The sequence below is a fragment of the Gordonia sp. PvP123 genome (assembly GCF_040547295.1).
GTDB lineage: Bacteria > Actinomycetota > Actinomycetes > Mycobacteriales > Mycobacteriaceae > Gordonia > Gordonia terrae.
Genome location: NZ_JBEPPN010000013.1, coordinates 51,939 through 67,309 on the forward strand (window position 1 = coordinate 51,939; position 15,371 = coordinate 67,309).

A 15,371-nucleotide genomic window follows, 5' to 3' on the forward strand; every position below is an offset into this window, starting at 1 on the left:
TTGCTGGCAAGCCGATCCAGAGTGCGGTCATCGGGGGATCGCCGATCCCTGGCAACGTGGTTTCCGTGCCGCGATACTGGCCAGATGGATCGTGATGCGCTGGCCGGTTTCCTCGTGAGCCGACGCAACGGGCTGCAACCGTCGGATGTGGGTATCCCGACAGGCGCCCGCCGGCGGACAACCGGTCTTCGTCGCGAAGAGGTGGCACAGCTGGCAATGATGTCGACCGATTACTACACCCGGCTCGAGCAGCGGCGTGGACCCCAGCCCAGTACCCAGATGCTCGCGGCGCTGGCCCGCGCCCTGCGGCTCACCGCCGATGAGCGCGACTACCTGTTCCGCGTCGCCGGGCACAGCGCACCGGATCGGATGGTTGCGTCGGACCACATCGCTCCCGGGCTTCTGCGCGTTCTGGACCGCTTGGCCGGGACGCCTGCCCTCATCCTCTCCGCCCTCGGCGAGACCTTGATCCAGAACGACTGCGCGCGAGCGCTGTTCGGCGACAACGGCCATCTCACCGGAATGGATCGCAGCGCCATCTACCGGTGGTTCGTGCACCCCGACGACGAGCGCAGCCGCTATCCGGCCGACGACCACGAGCGGCAGAGCCGGGCACAGGTCGCCTCACTGCGGGCCGCGTACGGCGTGATGGGCGCACAATCGCGTGCCGGGGCGATGGTCGCCGAACTCCTCCGCCGGAGCAGCGAATTCGCCGTGCTCTGGGACACCCACATGGTGAGTCGACGCTTCGAGGACCACAAGATCCTGCTCCACCCCGAGGTCGGCGCGATCGAGGTCGATTGTCAGGCCTTGTTCACCGAGGACGAGACCCAGGTGCTGCTCGTGCTGACGGCGGCACCACGGACCGATGCGGCCGGCAAGATCGAGTTGCTCAACGTACTCGGAACACAGCAGCTCGGACTCGGCCCGCGCTGACGGTCCGGCAGATCCGGACTACGCCGTCCCGGCGGGCCGGGTGTTGATCCGACGCCCGATCGCCGACACCTGCCGGAGCTGCGCACGCGTCAGCCGATCGACGACGAGTTCGCGCACATTGGCGAGATATCCGGGGGCGGTGGCGACCACCTTCTCCCAACCCGACTCGGTGAGAACGGCATTCGTGAACCGTCCGTTCTCCGGGCACGGGTGACGTCGAACCCAACCCCGCTTCTCGAGCCTGGAAACCACGTGTGACAGCCGCGACAACGAGCCATAGGACAGCTCCGCGAGCTGGCTCATCCGCAGAGTGCGCTCGGAAGCTTCGGACAGCGCAGACATCACCTCGTACTCGAAATGGGTGATCTGGGCGTCGCGGAGGAGCTGGGCGTCGAGCGCGTGGGGCAGGTGGGCGAGCGCCGTTGCCACCTGAATCCAGGCGTCCATCTCCTCGTCGTCGAGCCAGTTCGGCTCGGGGGCAGTGGACATCTGCGCAGTGTATACGAAGTGAACACGTCCGCGATCAGGTTGACGCATCAAGTGTGACCACCTAGCCTTCACTTGATACTTCAAGTCAAACCCACCTAGTAAGGCGGCTCAGTCATGACCAACCCCATCGTCCGCAGCGCGGGCATCCTCATCGGACGCGTCGCTCTCGGCGTGATCTTCCTGGCTCACGGCCTGCAGAAGTTCCAGCAGAACGGCTGGACGGGACCGCAGACCGGGTTCGACATGATGGGTGTGCCGGCCGCGTCGTTCTCGGCGTTCGTGGTCACGTGGCTCGAGATCCTCGGCGGCATCGCCCTGATCGTCGGGGTGCTGACCCCGATCATCGCCGCGCTGTTCGTCATCGACATGGTCGGCGCGCTGTTCATCGCCCACGTCGACAGCGGGATCTGGGTCTCCGACGGCGGATACGAGTTCGTCCTCGCACTCGCGGCCGGTTCGCTGCTGCTGGCGGTCGTCGGCGCCGGCCGGTTCAGCGTCGACGCCGCGCTGGGCTCGAAGGTGAATTGGCTCGCCACCGACGATTCCCGCTCGGGTGAGCTCGCCGGCACCTCTCGCTGACGCCCGCATGACGCCACGCCCTGGTCCATCGGCCAGGGCGTGGCGTCGTTCGCCTAGAGTCGCCATAGACCCCGAGCGGAACGAGAGACATGACCTGGCTGATGCTGATCGCGGCGATCGCCTCGGAGGTGGCGGCGACGTTGTCGCTGAAGGGTTCAGAGACCGAACCGGCGCTGTATGCGGTCGTCGCCGTGGGCTACACGATCGCGTTTGCACTCCTCGCCGGAGTCCTCAAGCGCGGCATGGGGATCGGCGTCGCCTACGGGATCTGGTCGGCGTCGGGGGTAGCCCTCACCGCGATTCTGGCGACCTGGATCTTCGACGAACCCTTCGGGATCGTGATGGGGATCGGCATCGTGTGCATCATGGTCGGGGTGGTGCTGGTCGAGACCGGCCACCGGCGACCTGTCGACGCCGGCGCACCGGAGGCCTGACCGTGGGCTATCTCTTCATCGTCGCGGCCATCATCGCCGAGGTCACCGGCACTCTCGCACTACGCGCCGCAGCCACCGGAAGTCGGCGTTTCTACGGACTGGTCGTGGCCGGGTACCTGACCGCGTTCGTCGCATTGACACTCGGACTGAGACACGGTGTGCCCCTTGGTGTCGCCTATGGCATCTGGGCGGCCGCCGGGGTCGCGGCCACGGCGGTCGCCGCACACTTCCTGTTCCGCGAACGCCTCAACCGCCGGATGGTCACCGGAATCGGCGTGATCATCGTGGGTGTGCTTCTCATCGAGTTGGGTGCGCTGCACTGACATCCGGGCTTCGTTCACGAGGCCGGGTCACCGGGTGGCTTCGACTCGACGCCTCGACCTCGACACGCTCCTTCGTCGCTCGCTCGGCCCGGCGGCTGCGCTCGGTGTCGGCTCGATCAGCGGGTGGGCGCGCGCACGTGACGCGTGAGCGGTCGTCTCACTCACGCGTCCGCGGGTCCTCCAATTCGGCGTCGGAGTCGACGTCGCGCGGGTTGTCGAAGGAGACATCGATCTCCTGGAAGCCCTTGTTGCGCTGCGCGAGAACCTGTGCGGCGTATGCCGCCTCATCACCCTTCGTCAAGCTGACGTTGTCGGTGAAGGGGGTCAGCAGCGACCGCGGGTAGAGGCGATCGACACGGACCGCATTGGTCTCGAGACAGAACACGATCACGATCGACGACACGTACAGAAACGCCAGCAGGCCGAGCACGATCGCGAAGACCCCGTTGGTCGAACTCGCGTTCCCGATGACGTGCTGCACGTAGACCGCGCCGAAGGTCTGGATGATCTGCCAGCAGACCGCTGCGCCGAAAGCTCCTGGCAGAACGTTCCGTACCGACACGTCACGGGCGGTGCCGATCCGGAACGCAATCGTGAACACCAACGTACTCAGCGCCACCGACGCCAGGATGGCAAGCCAACGGCCCACGATCCCCAGCTCGAATGCCGCCGAGACGCCGTTGACAATGGTCAGGCCGATCACCGCGACGCCGATGGTGGACAGCAACAACAGCCCACGCAGACGGGCGAAGATCGGATCGGGGCGCTCATTGCGCGGGACCGCCCAGATCGTGTTCATCGCGTTCTGGGCGGCGACGGCGACACCGAGGCCGCCGTACAGCGACACCACGATCCCGATGACGATCGCAGTGACCCCGCCACTGAGTTTCTCGGGTTCCTCGAGTTGCCCGCCGATGACCGGGATCTGACTCATCGCCGAGTCGAGGATTCGTTCCTGCAGGTCGGGGTTGTCGGCCAAGACGATCCCCAGCACGGTCGCGAACAGCAGGAGCAGCGGGAACAGCGAGATGAACGCGTAATAGGCGCACAGCGCAGCGAGATACGCGCCCTGATCGTCGACGAACTTGTAGATGACCGCGAGCGGAAAGCCCGTCGCGGGATGACGCCGCTGGAACCGGTCGACCCGCTCGGTCAACGACACCCGATCATCCCCTTCCTCGACGGATCGTCATTCGTCACCCGCTCCGTCGAACGAGTCGCTCACCGGGGGTTACCACGGTGCTGCCGACTCTAACCCGGGGGCTGACGAATCCATCGCTACGTCATCGGATCGGCGGTTCACCGAAGTGGATCAGCGCCGGGGATGCCGAGTGCGCGAAAAGGTCGGCCGAGACGCCAGAACGCGAGGCCGGCGAGACCGCGCGGAAAGAACCGCTCCGTGGTCGTGATCTCCACGACGCCGGCCGTCCCGGCCGCATCATCGATCTGATGCTCCCGATACGATCTGCCGAATCGATTGTCGCGGAGTCGTACTCGAAGGAGATCGGGACGTCGGGCGAGCGCGATCTCGCCTCCGTGCCGCGCCTGCCGTTCGAGCCGGTCCCAGACCGTCGTGGTGCTGGCGCGCTCGCTGGTGCGGGTGACCCGCTCGAAGATCTCCTCACCGGCCCAGTCCGGGTCGGTGGGAAGGGGTTCGGCCGGAGACACGTCGGCGGAGGCATTGGCCCACGAGGCCCGGCCGTCACCGCGCGCAGACCGCTCGAGGGTGCGGGCCACCGCCTCCGAGTAGGGGGTCAGGCCGCCCTCCGGCCGATCGATGATCGCGTCGACCGCCCGGTCGCGACACACGGCGTCGCATTCGAGAGATTCGATCAGCGGCCGAGCGATCTTGCCGCGAATGGGCGTGACGAACCGGACCCATCGACTGGCCAGTGCCGGAGTGAGATAGGGAAGCACCACCATGATGCGGGGACGGAGGCCGGCGACCTCGGCGTACACCTGCATCATGCCGCCGTACTCCAGGACGTCCGGTCCACCGATGTCCCACGTTCGTGACGACGGGACCATGGCGGTGGCCGCCTCGACGAGGTAGTGCAGCGCATCGTCGACCGCGATCGGCTGGATCTTGTTGTGGACCCATCGAGGAGTGGTCATCGCGGGCAAGCGCTCGGTGAGGTGCCGGATGAGTTCGAACGACGCCGATCCCGAGCCGATCAGCGTGCCCGCCTGCAATGCGACGGTCTCGATCGGCGAGTCGATCAGGATGTCACCGACCTCGGCTCGGGACGCGAGATGTTCGGAGAGATCGGTGCCGGTGGGGTGCAGGCCACCCAGATACACGATCCGGGCGACCCCGTTCTGCTGGGCCGCCGCGACCACGTTCTCCGCAGCGCGCCGCTCCTCCGCGGCGAAGTCGGCGTCGGTGCTCATCGAATGCACCAGGTGGTAGACGACGTCGACTCCGGCGAACGCCTTCACCAGTGAGTCACGGTCGGAGAGGTCGCCTTCGACCACCTCGGCACCCGGATCGGACAGCCACGGTGCACCGGACAGCTTGTCCGGCGTCCGCGCCAGCGCGCGGACGCTGTGTCCGCGTGCCAGCAACCGCGGCGCCAACCGACCTCCGACGTAGCCGGTTGCTCCGGTGACCAGACAGGTTCGCGACTCGTCCACCTGACTCCTCTGCTCGGGGTTTGTCCCCAGGTTAGGAGCGCGTTGGTGTCATGTCGTCCGGTCGGAGCGGTCGGTGCACGATCGTTCTCTGCGGCCACGATTCAGTAACGACAAGGCGGACCGGCGCAGCTCACCGCGCTCGATCGGCGCTGCTCGTCGACTCCCGAACCCGGTTCGGACGAGGCAGACCAAGATGGTCGCGCAAGGTAGTTCCTTCGTAGCCCTCGCGGAACAGGCCCCGTGTGCGCAGGATCGGCACCACGGTCTCGGCGAACGTGTCGAACCCACCGGGGAGGTACGGAGGCATGACGTTGAAGCCGTCCGCGGCACCGGCATCGAGCCACTCGACCATCGTGTCGGCGATCTGTTCGGGCGTGCCCGCCACGACCCGGTGTCCGCGCGCCCCGGCGAGGCGGTGCAACAACTGCCGCAAGGTGGGGCGTTCGCGGCGGACGATGTCGGCGTAGACCTGGGTGCGCGATTTCTTGTTGTTCGTAACGTCCCCCGCATCGCCGAAGGCCTCGATCGGCACCGGTGCGTCGAGTTCGAGGTCATCGAGGTCGACGTAGGCGAAGTCCTTCAGCTGCATCAGTCCGAAGGCCGGGATGGTCAGCTCGTTGAATTCGGTCTCGAGTCTGCGTGCCTCGGCTTCGGTTCCGCCGATGAACGGACTGAGACCGGGCAGGATCTTGATGTGCTCGGGGTCGCGACCGAGCGCGGCCGCCTTGCCCTTGACGTCGGCGTAGAACGCCTGCGCGTCGTCGATGCGCTGCTGGGCGGTGAAGATCGCCTCGGCGTGACGCGCCGCGAACTCCCGGCCGTGATCGGAGGACCCGGCTTGCACCAACACCGGGTGTCCCTGCGGCGGACGCGGAGTGGTCAACGGCCCGGCCACGTTGACGTGTGGACCGCTGATGCGAGGCGCCGTGATGCGGGTGGGATCGGCGTACTGTCCTGCCTCCCGATCGATCCGGACTGCATCGTCGTCCCACGAATCCCACAGCGTGAGAACTGCTTCGACGAACGCATCCGCTCGTTCGTACCGCGTGCCGGCATCCGGATTACCGGGTAGTCCGAAATTGCGGGCCGCGTCCGGGGAGTCGGTGGTGACGATGTTCCACGCCGCGCGCCCCCGGGACAGATGGTCGAGGCTCGAGAGCGCGCGGGCGAGGTGCCACGCGTAGGAGTACGTGGTCGACGCGGTGGCGATGAGGCCGATGCGCTCGGTGGCACCGGCGATCGTGGCCAACGTCAGCAACGGGTCGAGTCGGCCGGCAGCGTTGAACTCGATGTTCGCGTCGAGTTTCGGGATGTCGGCGAGGAACACCGCGTCGAAGGCTGCTGCCTCGGCCGATCGAGCCAACTCGGTGTAGAAAGCGGGGTCGAACATCCGCTCCGGCGTCGAACTGGGGTGACGCCAGGCCGCCTCGTGATGCCCGGAAGACAGAATGAACAGATTGAGATGGAGTTGGCGACGATCAGCCATGGGGGACGCGGTGTTCCTTTTCGGAAGTGATGACTTGGTCAGAAGTACGTGTTGTCGGGCAGGGTCGTGTCGTTGACCAGCAGGTCACCGATCGCGCGGTTCTTGAATCGAGTGGGGTTGTGCGACGCGACTGTCCGGATGTTGCGCCAGTGGCGGTCGAGATTGACCGATCGTTTGACGGCCGACGCACCGCCCACGTCGAACAGCAACGTCGCGGCGCGAAGGGCCAGGTCGTCGACGACGACCTGGGCCTGTGAGGCGCGCAGCGCTGCTTCGTGCACCACGGCATCGTCGGTTCGACCGTCGACAACCGTGCCGGGGATCCGGGCGAGATCATCGGCGACGTCGAGGACAACCGAACGCGTGGCCTGTGCCAGCGACGAGATCTCACCGACGACCTCGAGCAGCACCGGATCCTCTCTCGGTACATCTGCGGACCCGTGGGTGAAGCTGCGTGTGCGACCTCTGAGGAGGTTCACCGCGTCATCAACGACCGCAAGGGCGTTCCCGGCGACGACGGCGTTGAGGTAGTGCTGGTAGAAGGGACCGAGGTGCCAGCGTGGGATCGTGCTCAGGTCCTCCGGAGGGAGGGTCACCTCGTCGGCGAGAACACTGACTCCCTCGAAACGGGTTGTGCCGGTACCGGTCAGGGACTGGCCGAAGCCGTCCCAATCGTCCTCGACGATGATCCCGGGCCGATCGAGCGGTATCAGTGCCTGCACGGGCACGCCGCCCGGGGTGACACCGGTGACGAAGGTGTGCTCGGAGTACAGCGTGCCCGTCGAGTAGTACTTGACGCCGTCCAGCCGATAGCCGTCGCCGTCGGGCGTGAACGTGGTCGACTTGGCGAAGTCCCCGGCATCCCTGCTGCTCAGTTCGTTGTTCCCGTTGCCGATCAGCTCGCCGGCCGCGACCCGCTGTAACCACAGCTCACGGCGCGGAGAATGCGGCCACAGCAAGATGTCCTCGACGGTGCCGTAGTGCGCCCGGAGCAGATGGCCGAGGTTGGAGTCCGCGCGACTGAGCCGGATGACGAGATCGAAGAGTTCGCGGACGGTGGCACCCCCGCCGCCGTCGGCGGGCGTGAGCCGATAGGCGCCCAGTTTTGCTGCCTTCAGCCACCGCACCTGTTCGTGGGGTGCGGTCCCGGTGTGCTCGCGCTCGAAACTGCCGTCCGCGATCCGGTCCAGCAGGGCGTCGAGTTCGATCGAGCCCGGGCGGACCGGGACCTGGGTGGGATCTGCGGAGATGGTCATCGGACGTCTCCCGCCCGCGCCAGGAGGTCGACCACGCCGTCCGCGATGGCCTGTGGCTGTTCCTCCTGGACGAAATGCACACCCTGGCCGGCGGCCCGGACCTCGAGATCGGCGATATGTGCGGTCGCCCAGGACAGGATGTCCGGCGTCAGAAGGAATCCCGGCTCGAAGGTCAACAACAGCTTGGGAACTCCGGAGCTGCTCTCCAGCCATTCGACACTGCGGTCGAGGAACTCGACGGTCCCGACAGGGTTCCCGTCGATCGGCAGATTCCGGGGGAACCGGATGAGGTGCGCGCGGCCTTCCACGGTGGGGAAGGGAGCGAGGTACACGTCGAGATCTTCCTGGGCAGGCCGTTCCAGGAACGCGCCGGGGAAGACCTGGGTGAGGAACTGGTTGTCCTCGACCACGAACTTCTCCCCGTCACCCGGGGTCCGGATGAGTTGCTGCGCCTGCACGAAGGGCTGGGGCAGATCGGCCGAAGCGATGTCACGAAGCACCGGCTCGGCGAGAAGCACCGCCTTCACACGATCAGGATGCCGTGCCGCCCAATCGATCCCGAATGCGGCGCCGTAGTCCTGCAGAACGAGCGTCACCCGGCTCAGGTCCAGGGCCTCGAACCAGGCGTCGAGGTATCGAACGTGGTCGTCGAGCTCGTAGGCGATGTCCGGTCGGCCGGAATCACCGAAGCCGATGAGGTCGGCGGCGATCAGACGTCCGCGTCCGGTGAGGCGGGTGAAGACGTGACGCCACAGGTACGAGCTCGTCGGGCTGCCGTGGAGGAACACGATGGGGTCGCCGTCACCGTGCTCGACATGGTGGATGTGGGAATCCAGGACCGGGGTGTCGACGCTACGGGCGTCGGGTCCGAAGGCGCCGAGCGGAATCGCTCGAGAAGTCTGGGTCATCGAAGATCCTTGTCGAGATGTGGCATTGCTGCCGATGGGGGTCGTCGGCACAAGTTACCCAGCGCGAGACATGCCCAGATCGTTGCGCGATGCGGGTGACGACGGTCTCCCTCCGAACCGAGGACGAGAACCCGCGCGCGGGATGAGGGCGCACCGGTCGACGGATCAGTGAACTGGGACAACACAAGTGAGGCACGCATGTGACACGCGGCCGGACGCCCCGTTGCCGACATCGTCAAGGTCCACGAAAGATAAACCTCTACAGGTTTTAAGTCCCGGAGATCGGCGACCCGACGCCCTCGGCACCGCGACTCGGCCGCGCGTCAGCTACCTTCTGTGCCCGCGGGGGAGTTCTCGAACCACAGGCACTCTTCCACGAGCCCGGAGCTCTTCCAGCCGTCGGGTGTTCGGACCATCGTGTGGTGGTAGTTACCACCGCAGGTGCTGAGTTCGGGCATCCCCACGAAACGCATCGGGTTGTAGAACATCGCCCGCACGCCGGCACGGTCACCCGTGCCGTCGTGGTCGAAGGTGCACTCGATGTTGGTGATGAAGTGCTGGCTCACCGACACGAATGCGAAACTCTCCTCGAGCCAGGCCGCGATCTCGTCGCGCGTGCCCGCCTGACCGAACGGCGTCGACGAGTAGTCGACCACCGCCTCCGGGGTGAACACCGAGCGCCACAATTCCCAGTCCTTGGTGTCGACGGCGCGTGAGTACCGGTACAGCGTGTCCGCGATGCCGAACCGGTCGCTGATCTCCTGCAGGTCCATCGTTCTCCAGTCCGTCGAACTGCGGTCCGGGGCGGCCGTGACGCAGCGTCCCATGGCCGCGATCCGCCTCGTCGCCGACTATAGACACCGGTCCAGACGAGTGTCAGGGATTTCGGGACTGCGCGGCGTCGGGTCGCGGTCCCCGGATGCCCGGGCTCAGCCCGGCGCCACGGTGTCTCCCAATCCGAGTCATCGAGAAACCGTCGAAGCGAGCGAAGGATCAGGCAGTGGGCCGCGCCGTGGACGCACCGGAAACCGAGATCGCCCCCGCGGACGGTGCGGTGCGAGCAGACCGGTGGTTCGCGAAGGGGTGCGCGACGGGGTGTAGAAAAGGACCCGAGTCCAGGAAGGCCACGGGAGGAGATCGTGATGTCGGTGGTGTCGTATGTGATCGCCGGGTCGGAGGCCAGCGGGGGAGCGGGCATCCAAGCCGACCTGCGCACGTTCGCGCAGCTCGGCACCTACGGGGTCGGGACCATCACCTGCATCGTGTCCTTCGACCCGAACAACGGGTGGGCACATCGATTCGTACCCGTCGAGTCCGCGGTGATCGCCGATCAGATCGAGGTGGCCACCGTCGCGCATGAACCCGACGTCGTGAAGATCGGCATGCTGGGCACGCCGGCCACCATCTCGACCGTCGCGAAGGCCTTGGCCGCGCGTGCGTGGCGCGACGTCGTCGTCGACCCGGTGCTCATCTGCAAGGGCCAGGAACCCGGGGCGGCCCTCGACACCGACAACGCGCTGCGTTCGGAGATCCTGCCGCTGGCCACCGTGGTGACCCCCAATCTGTTCGAGGCAGCAACCCTGGCCGGCATGGACGAGCTGGCGTCGATCGATGACCTCGCCGAAGCGGCGCGTCGAATCCACGACCTGGGGCCTCGGGTGGTCGTCGTCAAGGGCGGGGTCGGGCTGCCCGGCGACGAGGCGGTCGATGTGGTCTTCGACGGCACCGAGGTCACTGTCTTGCGCGCCCCGAAGGTGGGTAACGAGCGCGTCTCCGGGGCCGGTTGCGTGTTCGCCGCCGCCACGACCGCCGAACTCACCAAGGGCGTCGAGGTTCTCGACGCGATCCGGACCGCCAAGCAGTTCACCCACGACGGCATCGTCGGTCGTCTCGCCTCGCGTGCGCCGTTCGACGCCGTGTGGCACGGCTCGAAGTAGTCCCGGTAGCGCGCCCGCGGGGAACGCCCGCACGACGCATCCGGTCGGTGCGCGCGATCGTTGGTCCCGAGCCGTCTCGCTTCCCGTAATCTGACGCGCATGAGCGGCGAGGACGTGTTCACCACGGTCGCGGTCGGGTTCGAGGCTGTCGGCGCATTCGCGATGATCGTCGGCGCGATCATCGCCTGCGTGCTGGGGGTCCGGTCACTCCGCCGCGGGGAGGGCGGAGGGACCGCCTTCTCCGTCCTCCGCAACACGCTCGGGGCGGCCATACTTCTCGGCTTGGAGGTACTGGTCGCGGCCGACCTCATCCGGACGATCACCTCCAAACCCTCGATCGAGGACGCACTCATCCTCGGGATCATCGTCCTCATCCGGACCGTGCTGTCCATGTCCATCCAGATCGAGATCGAAGGTGTGGCACCGTGGCGTCGTGCGCTCGTGACCAGCGGCGGACGCCTGCTGGGCGCGGCGGTCGCCCAGGACTCGGCAGCGGCGCGTCCAACGGCCGAAACACCAACTCACCCGGCTGACAGGTGAGTCCAGCACACCAGCACAGCGGAACGACGGATGTGCGGCATCCTGGATGGGCACCGTACGGGGAGTATGACCGAAGGAGAATCGGGTGACGACCACGCCACACGAAGTCGATGTCCTCATCGTCGGGGCCGGGATCTCGGGCATCGGCGCGGCGCGCTGGGTGCGGACCGAGCATCCCGGCAAGTCGATCGTCGTCGTGGAGGCCCGGGAAAAGGCCGGCGGCACGTGGGACCTGTTCCGCTATCCGGGTATTCGGTCTGACTCGGACTTGCACACCTTCGGTTACGACTTCAAGCCCTGGACTGATCGACAGGCCATCGCCGATGCCCCGCGCATTCTCGACTACCTCCACGAGACGATCGACGAGAACGACCTGGGATCTCTGGTCCGGTACGGACATCGAGTCGTGTCCGCCGCCTGGTCGTCCGATGCGGCTCGGTGGCTCGTCGACATCGAACGCGCCGGCACCGCCGAACGGGTGCAGATCAGTGCCCGGTGGATCTTCTGCGGCTCAGGCTATTACGACTATGACGAGGGATTCTCGCCGGAGTTCAACGGGACCGAGCGGTTTCGCGGCGAGATCGTTCATCCGCAGCACTGGCCCGAGGACCTCGACTACACGGACAAGCGAGTCGTGGTCATCGGCAGCGGCGCCACGGCGGTCACACTGCTGCCCGCGATGGCCGGTCAGGCGGCACACGTCACCATGCTGCAGCGAACCCCGACCTACATCATCCCGCTGCCGCGCGAAGACGCGATCGCCAACGCCCTGAAGAAGGTCTTCGGCACCGAACGCGGTTACGCACTGACCCGGCACAAGAACGTCGCGCAGCAACGGGTGTTGTTCGAACTGTGTCAACGGTTTCCATCGGTCGCACGCCGGATGATCCGCAAGATCAACGAATCACAACTGCCTGACGGTTATCCGGTGGACACCCATTTCAATCCGCCCTACAACCCATGGGATCAGCGGTTGTGTGTGGTCCCCGACGCCGACCTCTTCCGGACCATCCGTGCGGGGGAGGCCTCGATCGTCACCGATCGGGTCGACACCTTCACCGAGACCGGCATCCGGACCGCCGGCGGCGAAGAACTCGAGGCCGACATCGTCGTCACCGCAACAGGATTGAACATCAAGATCATCGGCGGCATCGAGCTGACGGTCGACGGTCAACCGGTGTCGCTTCCCGACACCGTCGTCTATCGCGGGATGATGCTGTCCGGGGTCCCGAACTTCGCGCTGGCGATCGGCTACACCAATGCGTCGTGGACCCTCAAGATCGGCTTGCTGTGCGAGTACTTCTGCAAGCTGCTCGCACACATGGACTCCCAGGGATACGACAGCGTGTGGGCGGTGGCCGACCCGGAGATGCCGACGCGGCCGCTGCTCGACTTCGGGGCCGGATATGTGCAACGGGCGTTGGACACCCTGCCCAAGCAGGGCCCCGAGGAACCGTGGGTCATGTCGATGAGTTACTACGCCGACCGCCGGTTGTTCCGGGGCGAGGTCGACGACGACAGACTGCGTTTCGCACGGGCCAGAGATCGGGCGAGGCCGGGAATCGGGGAGTCGGCCGGACGCACCACGAGTCACACACCCCGGAACTGCCGCCGATAGTTGGCCGGTGACGTCGCGAACGCGGCGGCGAAGTTCTGGCGCATCGTGACCGCGCTGCCGAAACCGCAACGGCGAGCGACCGTGTCGACCGCGAGATCAGTCGTCTCCAGGAGGACACGGGCCGCATCGAGGCGTTGGGACAGCACCCACTGCGCGGGGGTCGTTCCGGTTGCGACCTTGAACTTGCGGACGAAGCCGCGCGTACTCATACAGGCCTGCGCCGCGAGTCGGTCGACGGTCAGCGTCTCGTCGAGATGCTCCAGCGCCCAATCGATCACATCGCCGAGCGGGTTGCCCGTGTGCGTCTCCGGAACGGGACGGCGCGTGTACTGGGCCTGGCCACCGTCGCGGTGCGGGGCGACGACCAGGCGCCGCGCGACGTCGTTGGCGATGTCGGCGCCCAGCCGGTTCCGCACCAGATGCAAACAGGCATCGACTGCGGAGACCGTGCCGGACGACGTCATCACGTCACCGTGATCCACGTAGAGAACCAGCGAGTCGACCTCGATGTCGGCGTGCCGCTCCCTGAGGGCGTCCATGGCCGCCCAATGCGTCACCGCGGGCCGTCCGGCGAGCAGACCGGAGTCCGCGACGGCGACCGCGCCCAGGCACAACCCGACGATCGTCGCACCCCGCTCGTGCGCACCGCGCAGGACTTCTCGAAGAGCGTCATCGAGCGCGGGAAGATGTTCAGGCCACGAGGGCACGACGACGATGGTCGACATCCAGAACACGTACTTCGACGGCCCGCTCGCCATCCAGTACCCGCCGAGAGACACGAGTCTGTCGAACATCACCCGGATCATCGACCACGCCGAAGCCAATGGCATCCCGGTGGCCGTTGTCCAACACACACTGCCGGCAGAAGCTCCGGTCTTCGCCGAAGGCAGTCCGGCGTGGGAACTTCATCCCGACGTGGCCGGCCGCGTCACGCCGTCGTGGAAGTCGGTGCACAAGAGCGTCGGCAGCGTCTTCGGCGGTACCGACCTGGCGGACTGGTTGCGAACTCGGGACGTGGACACGATCACGCTCGTCGGTTACATGACCAACAACTGCGATCTGGCATCGGCGGCGGGCGCGGAGGAACTCGGCTTCGGCGTGGAGATCATCTCCGACGCCACCGGTGCCATCCACCTTGCGAACGCTGCCGGGAAGGTATCTGCCGAAGACGTCCACAACACCCTCATGGCACTGCTGAACTCGAATTTCGCCGCGGTGGCCACGACCGACGCGTGGATCGAGGCCATCACCTCCGGCACCGGGCTGGACCGGGACAACCTCGTGAACTCGGCGATCGAGGGACGAAACGCGTTCGGCGCGTGAGTGATCGGCGGTGCGATTCGCGGGGACTCACATCCGCGCGAATCGCACCAGCCAGTAGCAGTACACGCCGTAGGCGGCGATACCCACTGCCGCCAGCACCATCAACACCTGACCGGCAGGCAGTCCGGACAGCGATTTGACCGCGCCGTCGATTCCCGTGGCCTTGGATGGGTCCGCGGTCACGACCGCCACGATGACCAGGATGCCCGTACCGGCGAGGACGACGCCTTTACCGCAGTAGCCGATCACGCCCGCGATGGTCGCAGCCTTGTCGTCGGAGATCTTGAGATCGTCGAGGAACGAACGGCTGGCACCCTTGTACACGTGATAGATCCCGACTCCGATGATGATCAGACCGGCTGCCACGAGAACGACCTTGCCGCCACCGGACTGCAGAAGCCGCGCCGTCAGACCCGCGTTCTCCTGACCACTCGACTTTCCCTGGCCGGTGGCGAAACGGATTGCCGACCACGCGAAACCGACGTAGACGACGGCCAGCGACAGTGCTTTTCCGCGGTCGAACCACTGCTCGGCGCCGTCACTGTCCTCACCCGGCTCGGTGGCATGAGGGCCCACGATGGCCTCGGCGAGTCGCCACAGTGCGAGAGCGGCGAACGCGACCGCGGCGACCCACAGCACGAACCGGCCGCCTGCTGAGTCGGCGAAGATGCCCAGCGCCCCCGATTGATCGGCGTTTCCACCCCCGCCGAACGCGAGGCGCAGAATGATATAGGCGATCAGCAGATGGAGCAGACCGCTGACCCCGTGTCCGGCACGCGCAAGACGCTCGAACCATGGGCTGTCGGTGGCGCGGTCCACCGCGCCGGTCACTTGATTTCGGCTCATCGTGCCACGTTCCTTCCGCCGATCGACCGAGCTCGTGCCAGGTCGGTTGTACTGACGTTACG

Annotated in this window: 17 protein-coding genes; 8 read left to right on the forward strand and 9 right to left on the reverse strand. The window is 66.5% G+C overall.

Annotation, left to right across the window (positions count from 1 at the left end; all coding sequences use genetic code 11):
* The first annotated feature begins 84 nt into the window (after positions 1-84).
* Positions 85-936: a helix-turn-helix transcriptional regulator gene (locus ABIC25_RS21990; RefSeq protein WP_354563173.1), complete on the forward strand. Its 852-nt coding sequence runs from the start codon at positions 85-87 to the stop codon at positions 934-936.
* Positions 937-954: 18 nt separating this feature from the next.
* Here ABIC25_RS21990 and ABIC25_RS21995 read toward each other — a convergent pair whose 3' ends face one another.
* Positions 955-1,425, reverse strand: coding sequence for a MarR family winged helix-turn-helix transcriptional regulator (locus ABIC25_RS21995; protein WP_354563175.1), 471 nt, complete (start codon positions 1,423-1,425; stop codon positions 955-957).
* 114 nt (positions 1,426-1,539) lie between these two features.
* On the opposite strand from ABIC25_RS21995, the gene ABIC25_RS22000 reads away from it, so the two are divergent.
* The 3 genes from ABIC25_RS22000 (at position 1,540) to ABIC25_RS22010 (ending at position 2,761) form a co-directional block, all read left to right on the forward strand.
* On the forward strand, positions 1,540-2,004 hold the full coding sequence (locus tag ABIC25_RS22000) for a DoxX family protein (RefSeq protein WP_354563177.1): 465 nt from the start codon (positions 1,540-1,542) through the stop codon (positions 2,002-2,004).
* Positions 2,005-2,093: 89 nt separating this feature from the next.
* Complete coding sequence (locus tag ABIC25_RS22005) at positions 2,094-2,438, forward strand: DMT family transporter (protein ID WP_354563179.1); 345 nt, start codon at positions 2,094-2,096, stop codon at positions 2,436-2,438.
* Positions 2,439-2,440: 2 nt separating this feature from the next.
* The gene (locus ABIC25_RS22010; RefSeq protein WP_004018584.1) at positions 2,441-2,761 is read left to right on the forward strand and encodes a DMT family transporter; all 321 of its coding nucleotides are present in this window, start codon (positions 2,441-2,443) and stop codon (positions 2,759-2,761) included.
* Positions 2,762-2,918: 157 nt separating this feature from the next.
* Here the strand turns inward: ABIC25_RS22010 and ABIC25_RS22015 are convergent, their stop codons facing one another.
* From ABIC25_RS22015 to ABIC25_RS22040, 6 genes are all read right to left on the reverse strand, one after another.
* Positions 2,919-3,923, reverse strand: a complete 1,005-nt coding sequence (locus tag ABIC25_RS22015) for a YihY/virulence factor BrkB family protein (RefSeq protein WP_354563180.1) — start codon at positions 3,921-3,923, stop codon at positions 2,919-2,921.
* Positions 3,924-4,060: 137 nt separating this feature from the next.
* On the reverse strand, positions 4,061-5,395 hold the full coding sequence (locus tag ABIC25_RS22020; RefSeq protein WP_354563182.1) for an NAD(P)H-binding protein: 1,335 nt from the start codon (positions 5,393-5,395) through the stop codon (positions 4,061-4,063).
* A gap of 130 nt (positions 5,396-5,525) precedes the next feature.
* Positions 5,526-6,881, reverse strand: coding sequence for an LLM class flavin-dependent oxidoreductase (locus ABIC25_RS22025; RefSeq protein WP_354563184.1), 1,356 nt, complete (start codon positions 6,879-6,881; stop codon positions 5,526-5,528).
* Between the two features lie 38 nt (positions 6,882-6,919).
* The gene (locus ABIC25_RS22030; RefSeq protein ID WP_354563185.1) at positions 6,920-8,137 is read right to left on the reverse strand and encodes an acyl-CoA dehydrogenase family protein; all 1,218 of its coding nucleotides are present in this window, start codon (positions 8,135-8,137) and stop codon (positions 6,920-6,922) included.
* Entirely contained in the window at positions 8,134-9,045 is a 912-nt protein-coding gene (locus tag ABIC25_RS22035; protein WP_354563187.1) for a haloalkane dehalogenase, read from the reverse strand. Before ABIC25_RS22035 ends, ABIC25_RS22030 begins: the two co-directional genes overlap by 4 nt.
* Before the next feature lie 323 nt (positions 9,046-9,368).
* Positions 9,369-9,818: a nuclear transport factor 2 family protein gene (locus ABIC25_RS22040; RefSeq protein WP_354563188.1), complete on the reverse strand. Its 450-nt coding sequence runs from the start codon at positions 9,816-9,818 to the stop codon at positions 9,369-9,371.
* A 369-nt stretch (positions 9,819-10,187) separates the two neighbouring features.
* Here ABIC25_RS22040 and ABIC25_RS22045 point away from each other — a divergent pair, with 369 nt between their 5' ends.
* The 3 genes from ABIC25_RS22045 to ABIC25_RS22055 all read left to right on the forward strand — a co-directional run bounded on the left by ABIC25_RS22045 (position 10,188) and on the right by ABIC25_RS22055 (position 13,140).
* A complete protein-coding gene (locus ABIC25_RS22045) occupies positions 10,188-10,982 on the forward strand; it encodes a PfkB family carbohydrate kinase (protein WP_354563190.1) in 795 nt (264 codons plus the stop codon).
* Positions 10,983-11,081: 99 nt separating this feature from the next.
* A complete protein-coding gene (locus ABIC25_RS22050; RefSeq protein ID WP_004018594.1) occupies positions 11,082-11,522 on the forward strand; it encodes a DUF1622 domain-containing protein in 441 nt (146 codons plus the stop codon).
* Positions 11,523-11,607: 85 nt separating this feature from the next.
* The gene (locus tag ABIC25_RS22055) at positions 11,608-13,140 is read left to right on the forward strand and encodes a flavin-containing monooxygenase (protein WP_354563191.1); all 1,533 of its coding nucleotides are present in this window, start codon (positions 11,608-11,610) and stop codon (positions 13,138-13,140) included.
* Here ABIC25_RS22055 and ABIC25_RS22060 read toward each other — a convergent pair.
* Entirely contained in the window at positions 13,113-13,865 is a 753-nt protein-coding gene (locus ABIC25_RS22060) for a GlxA family transcriptional regulator (protein WP_435529120.1), read from the reverse strand. The two genes, ABIC25_RS22055 and ABIC25_RS22060, sit on opposite strands and share 28 nt — an antisense overlap.
* On the opposite strand from ABIC25_RS22060, the gene ABIC25_RS22065 reads away from it, so the two are divergent.
* Positions 13,855-14,463, forward strand: a complete 609-nt coding sequence (locus tag ABIC25_RS22065; RefSeq protein ID WP_354563192.1) for an isochorismatase family protein — start codon at positions 13,855-13,857, stop codon at positions 14,461-14,463. The two genes, ABIC25_RS22060 and ABIC25_RS22065, sit on opposite strands and share 11 nt — an antisense overlap.
* A gap of 27 nt (positions 14,464-14,490) precedes the next feature.
* Here the strand turns inward: ABIC25_RS22065 and ABIC25_RS22070 are convergent, their stop codons facing one another.
* Positions 14,491-15,309 carry a DUF1206 domain-containing protein gene (locus tag ABIC25_RS22070; protein ID WP_354563193.1) on the reverse strand — a complete coding sequence of 273 codons (819 nt, stop codon included), beginning with the start codon at positions 15,307-15,309 and terminating at the stop codon, positions 14,491-14,493.
* Positions 15,310-15,371: the final 62 nt, after the last annotated feature.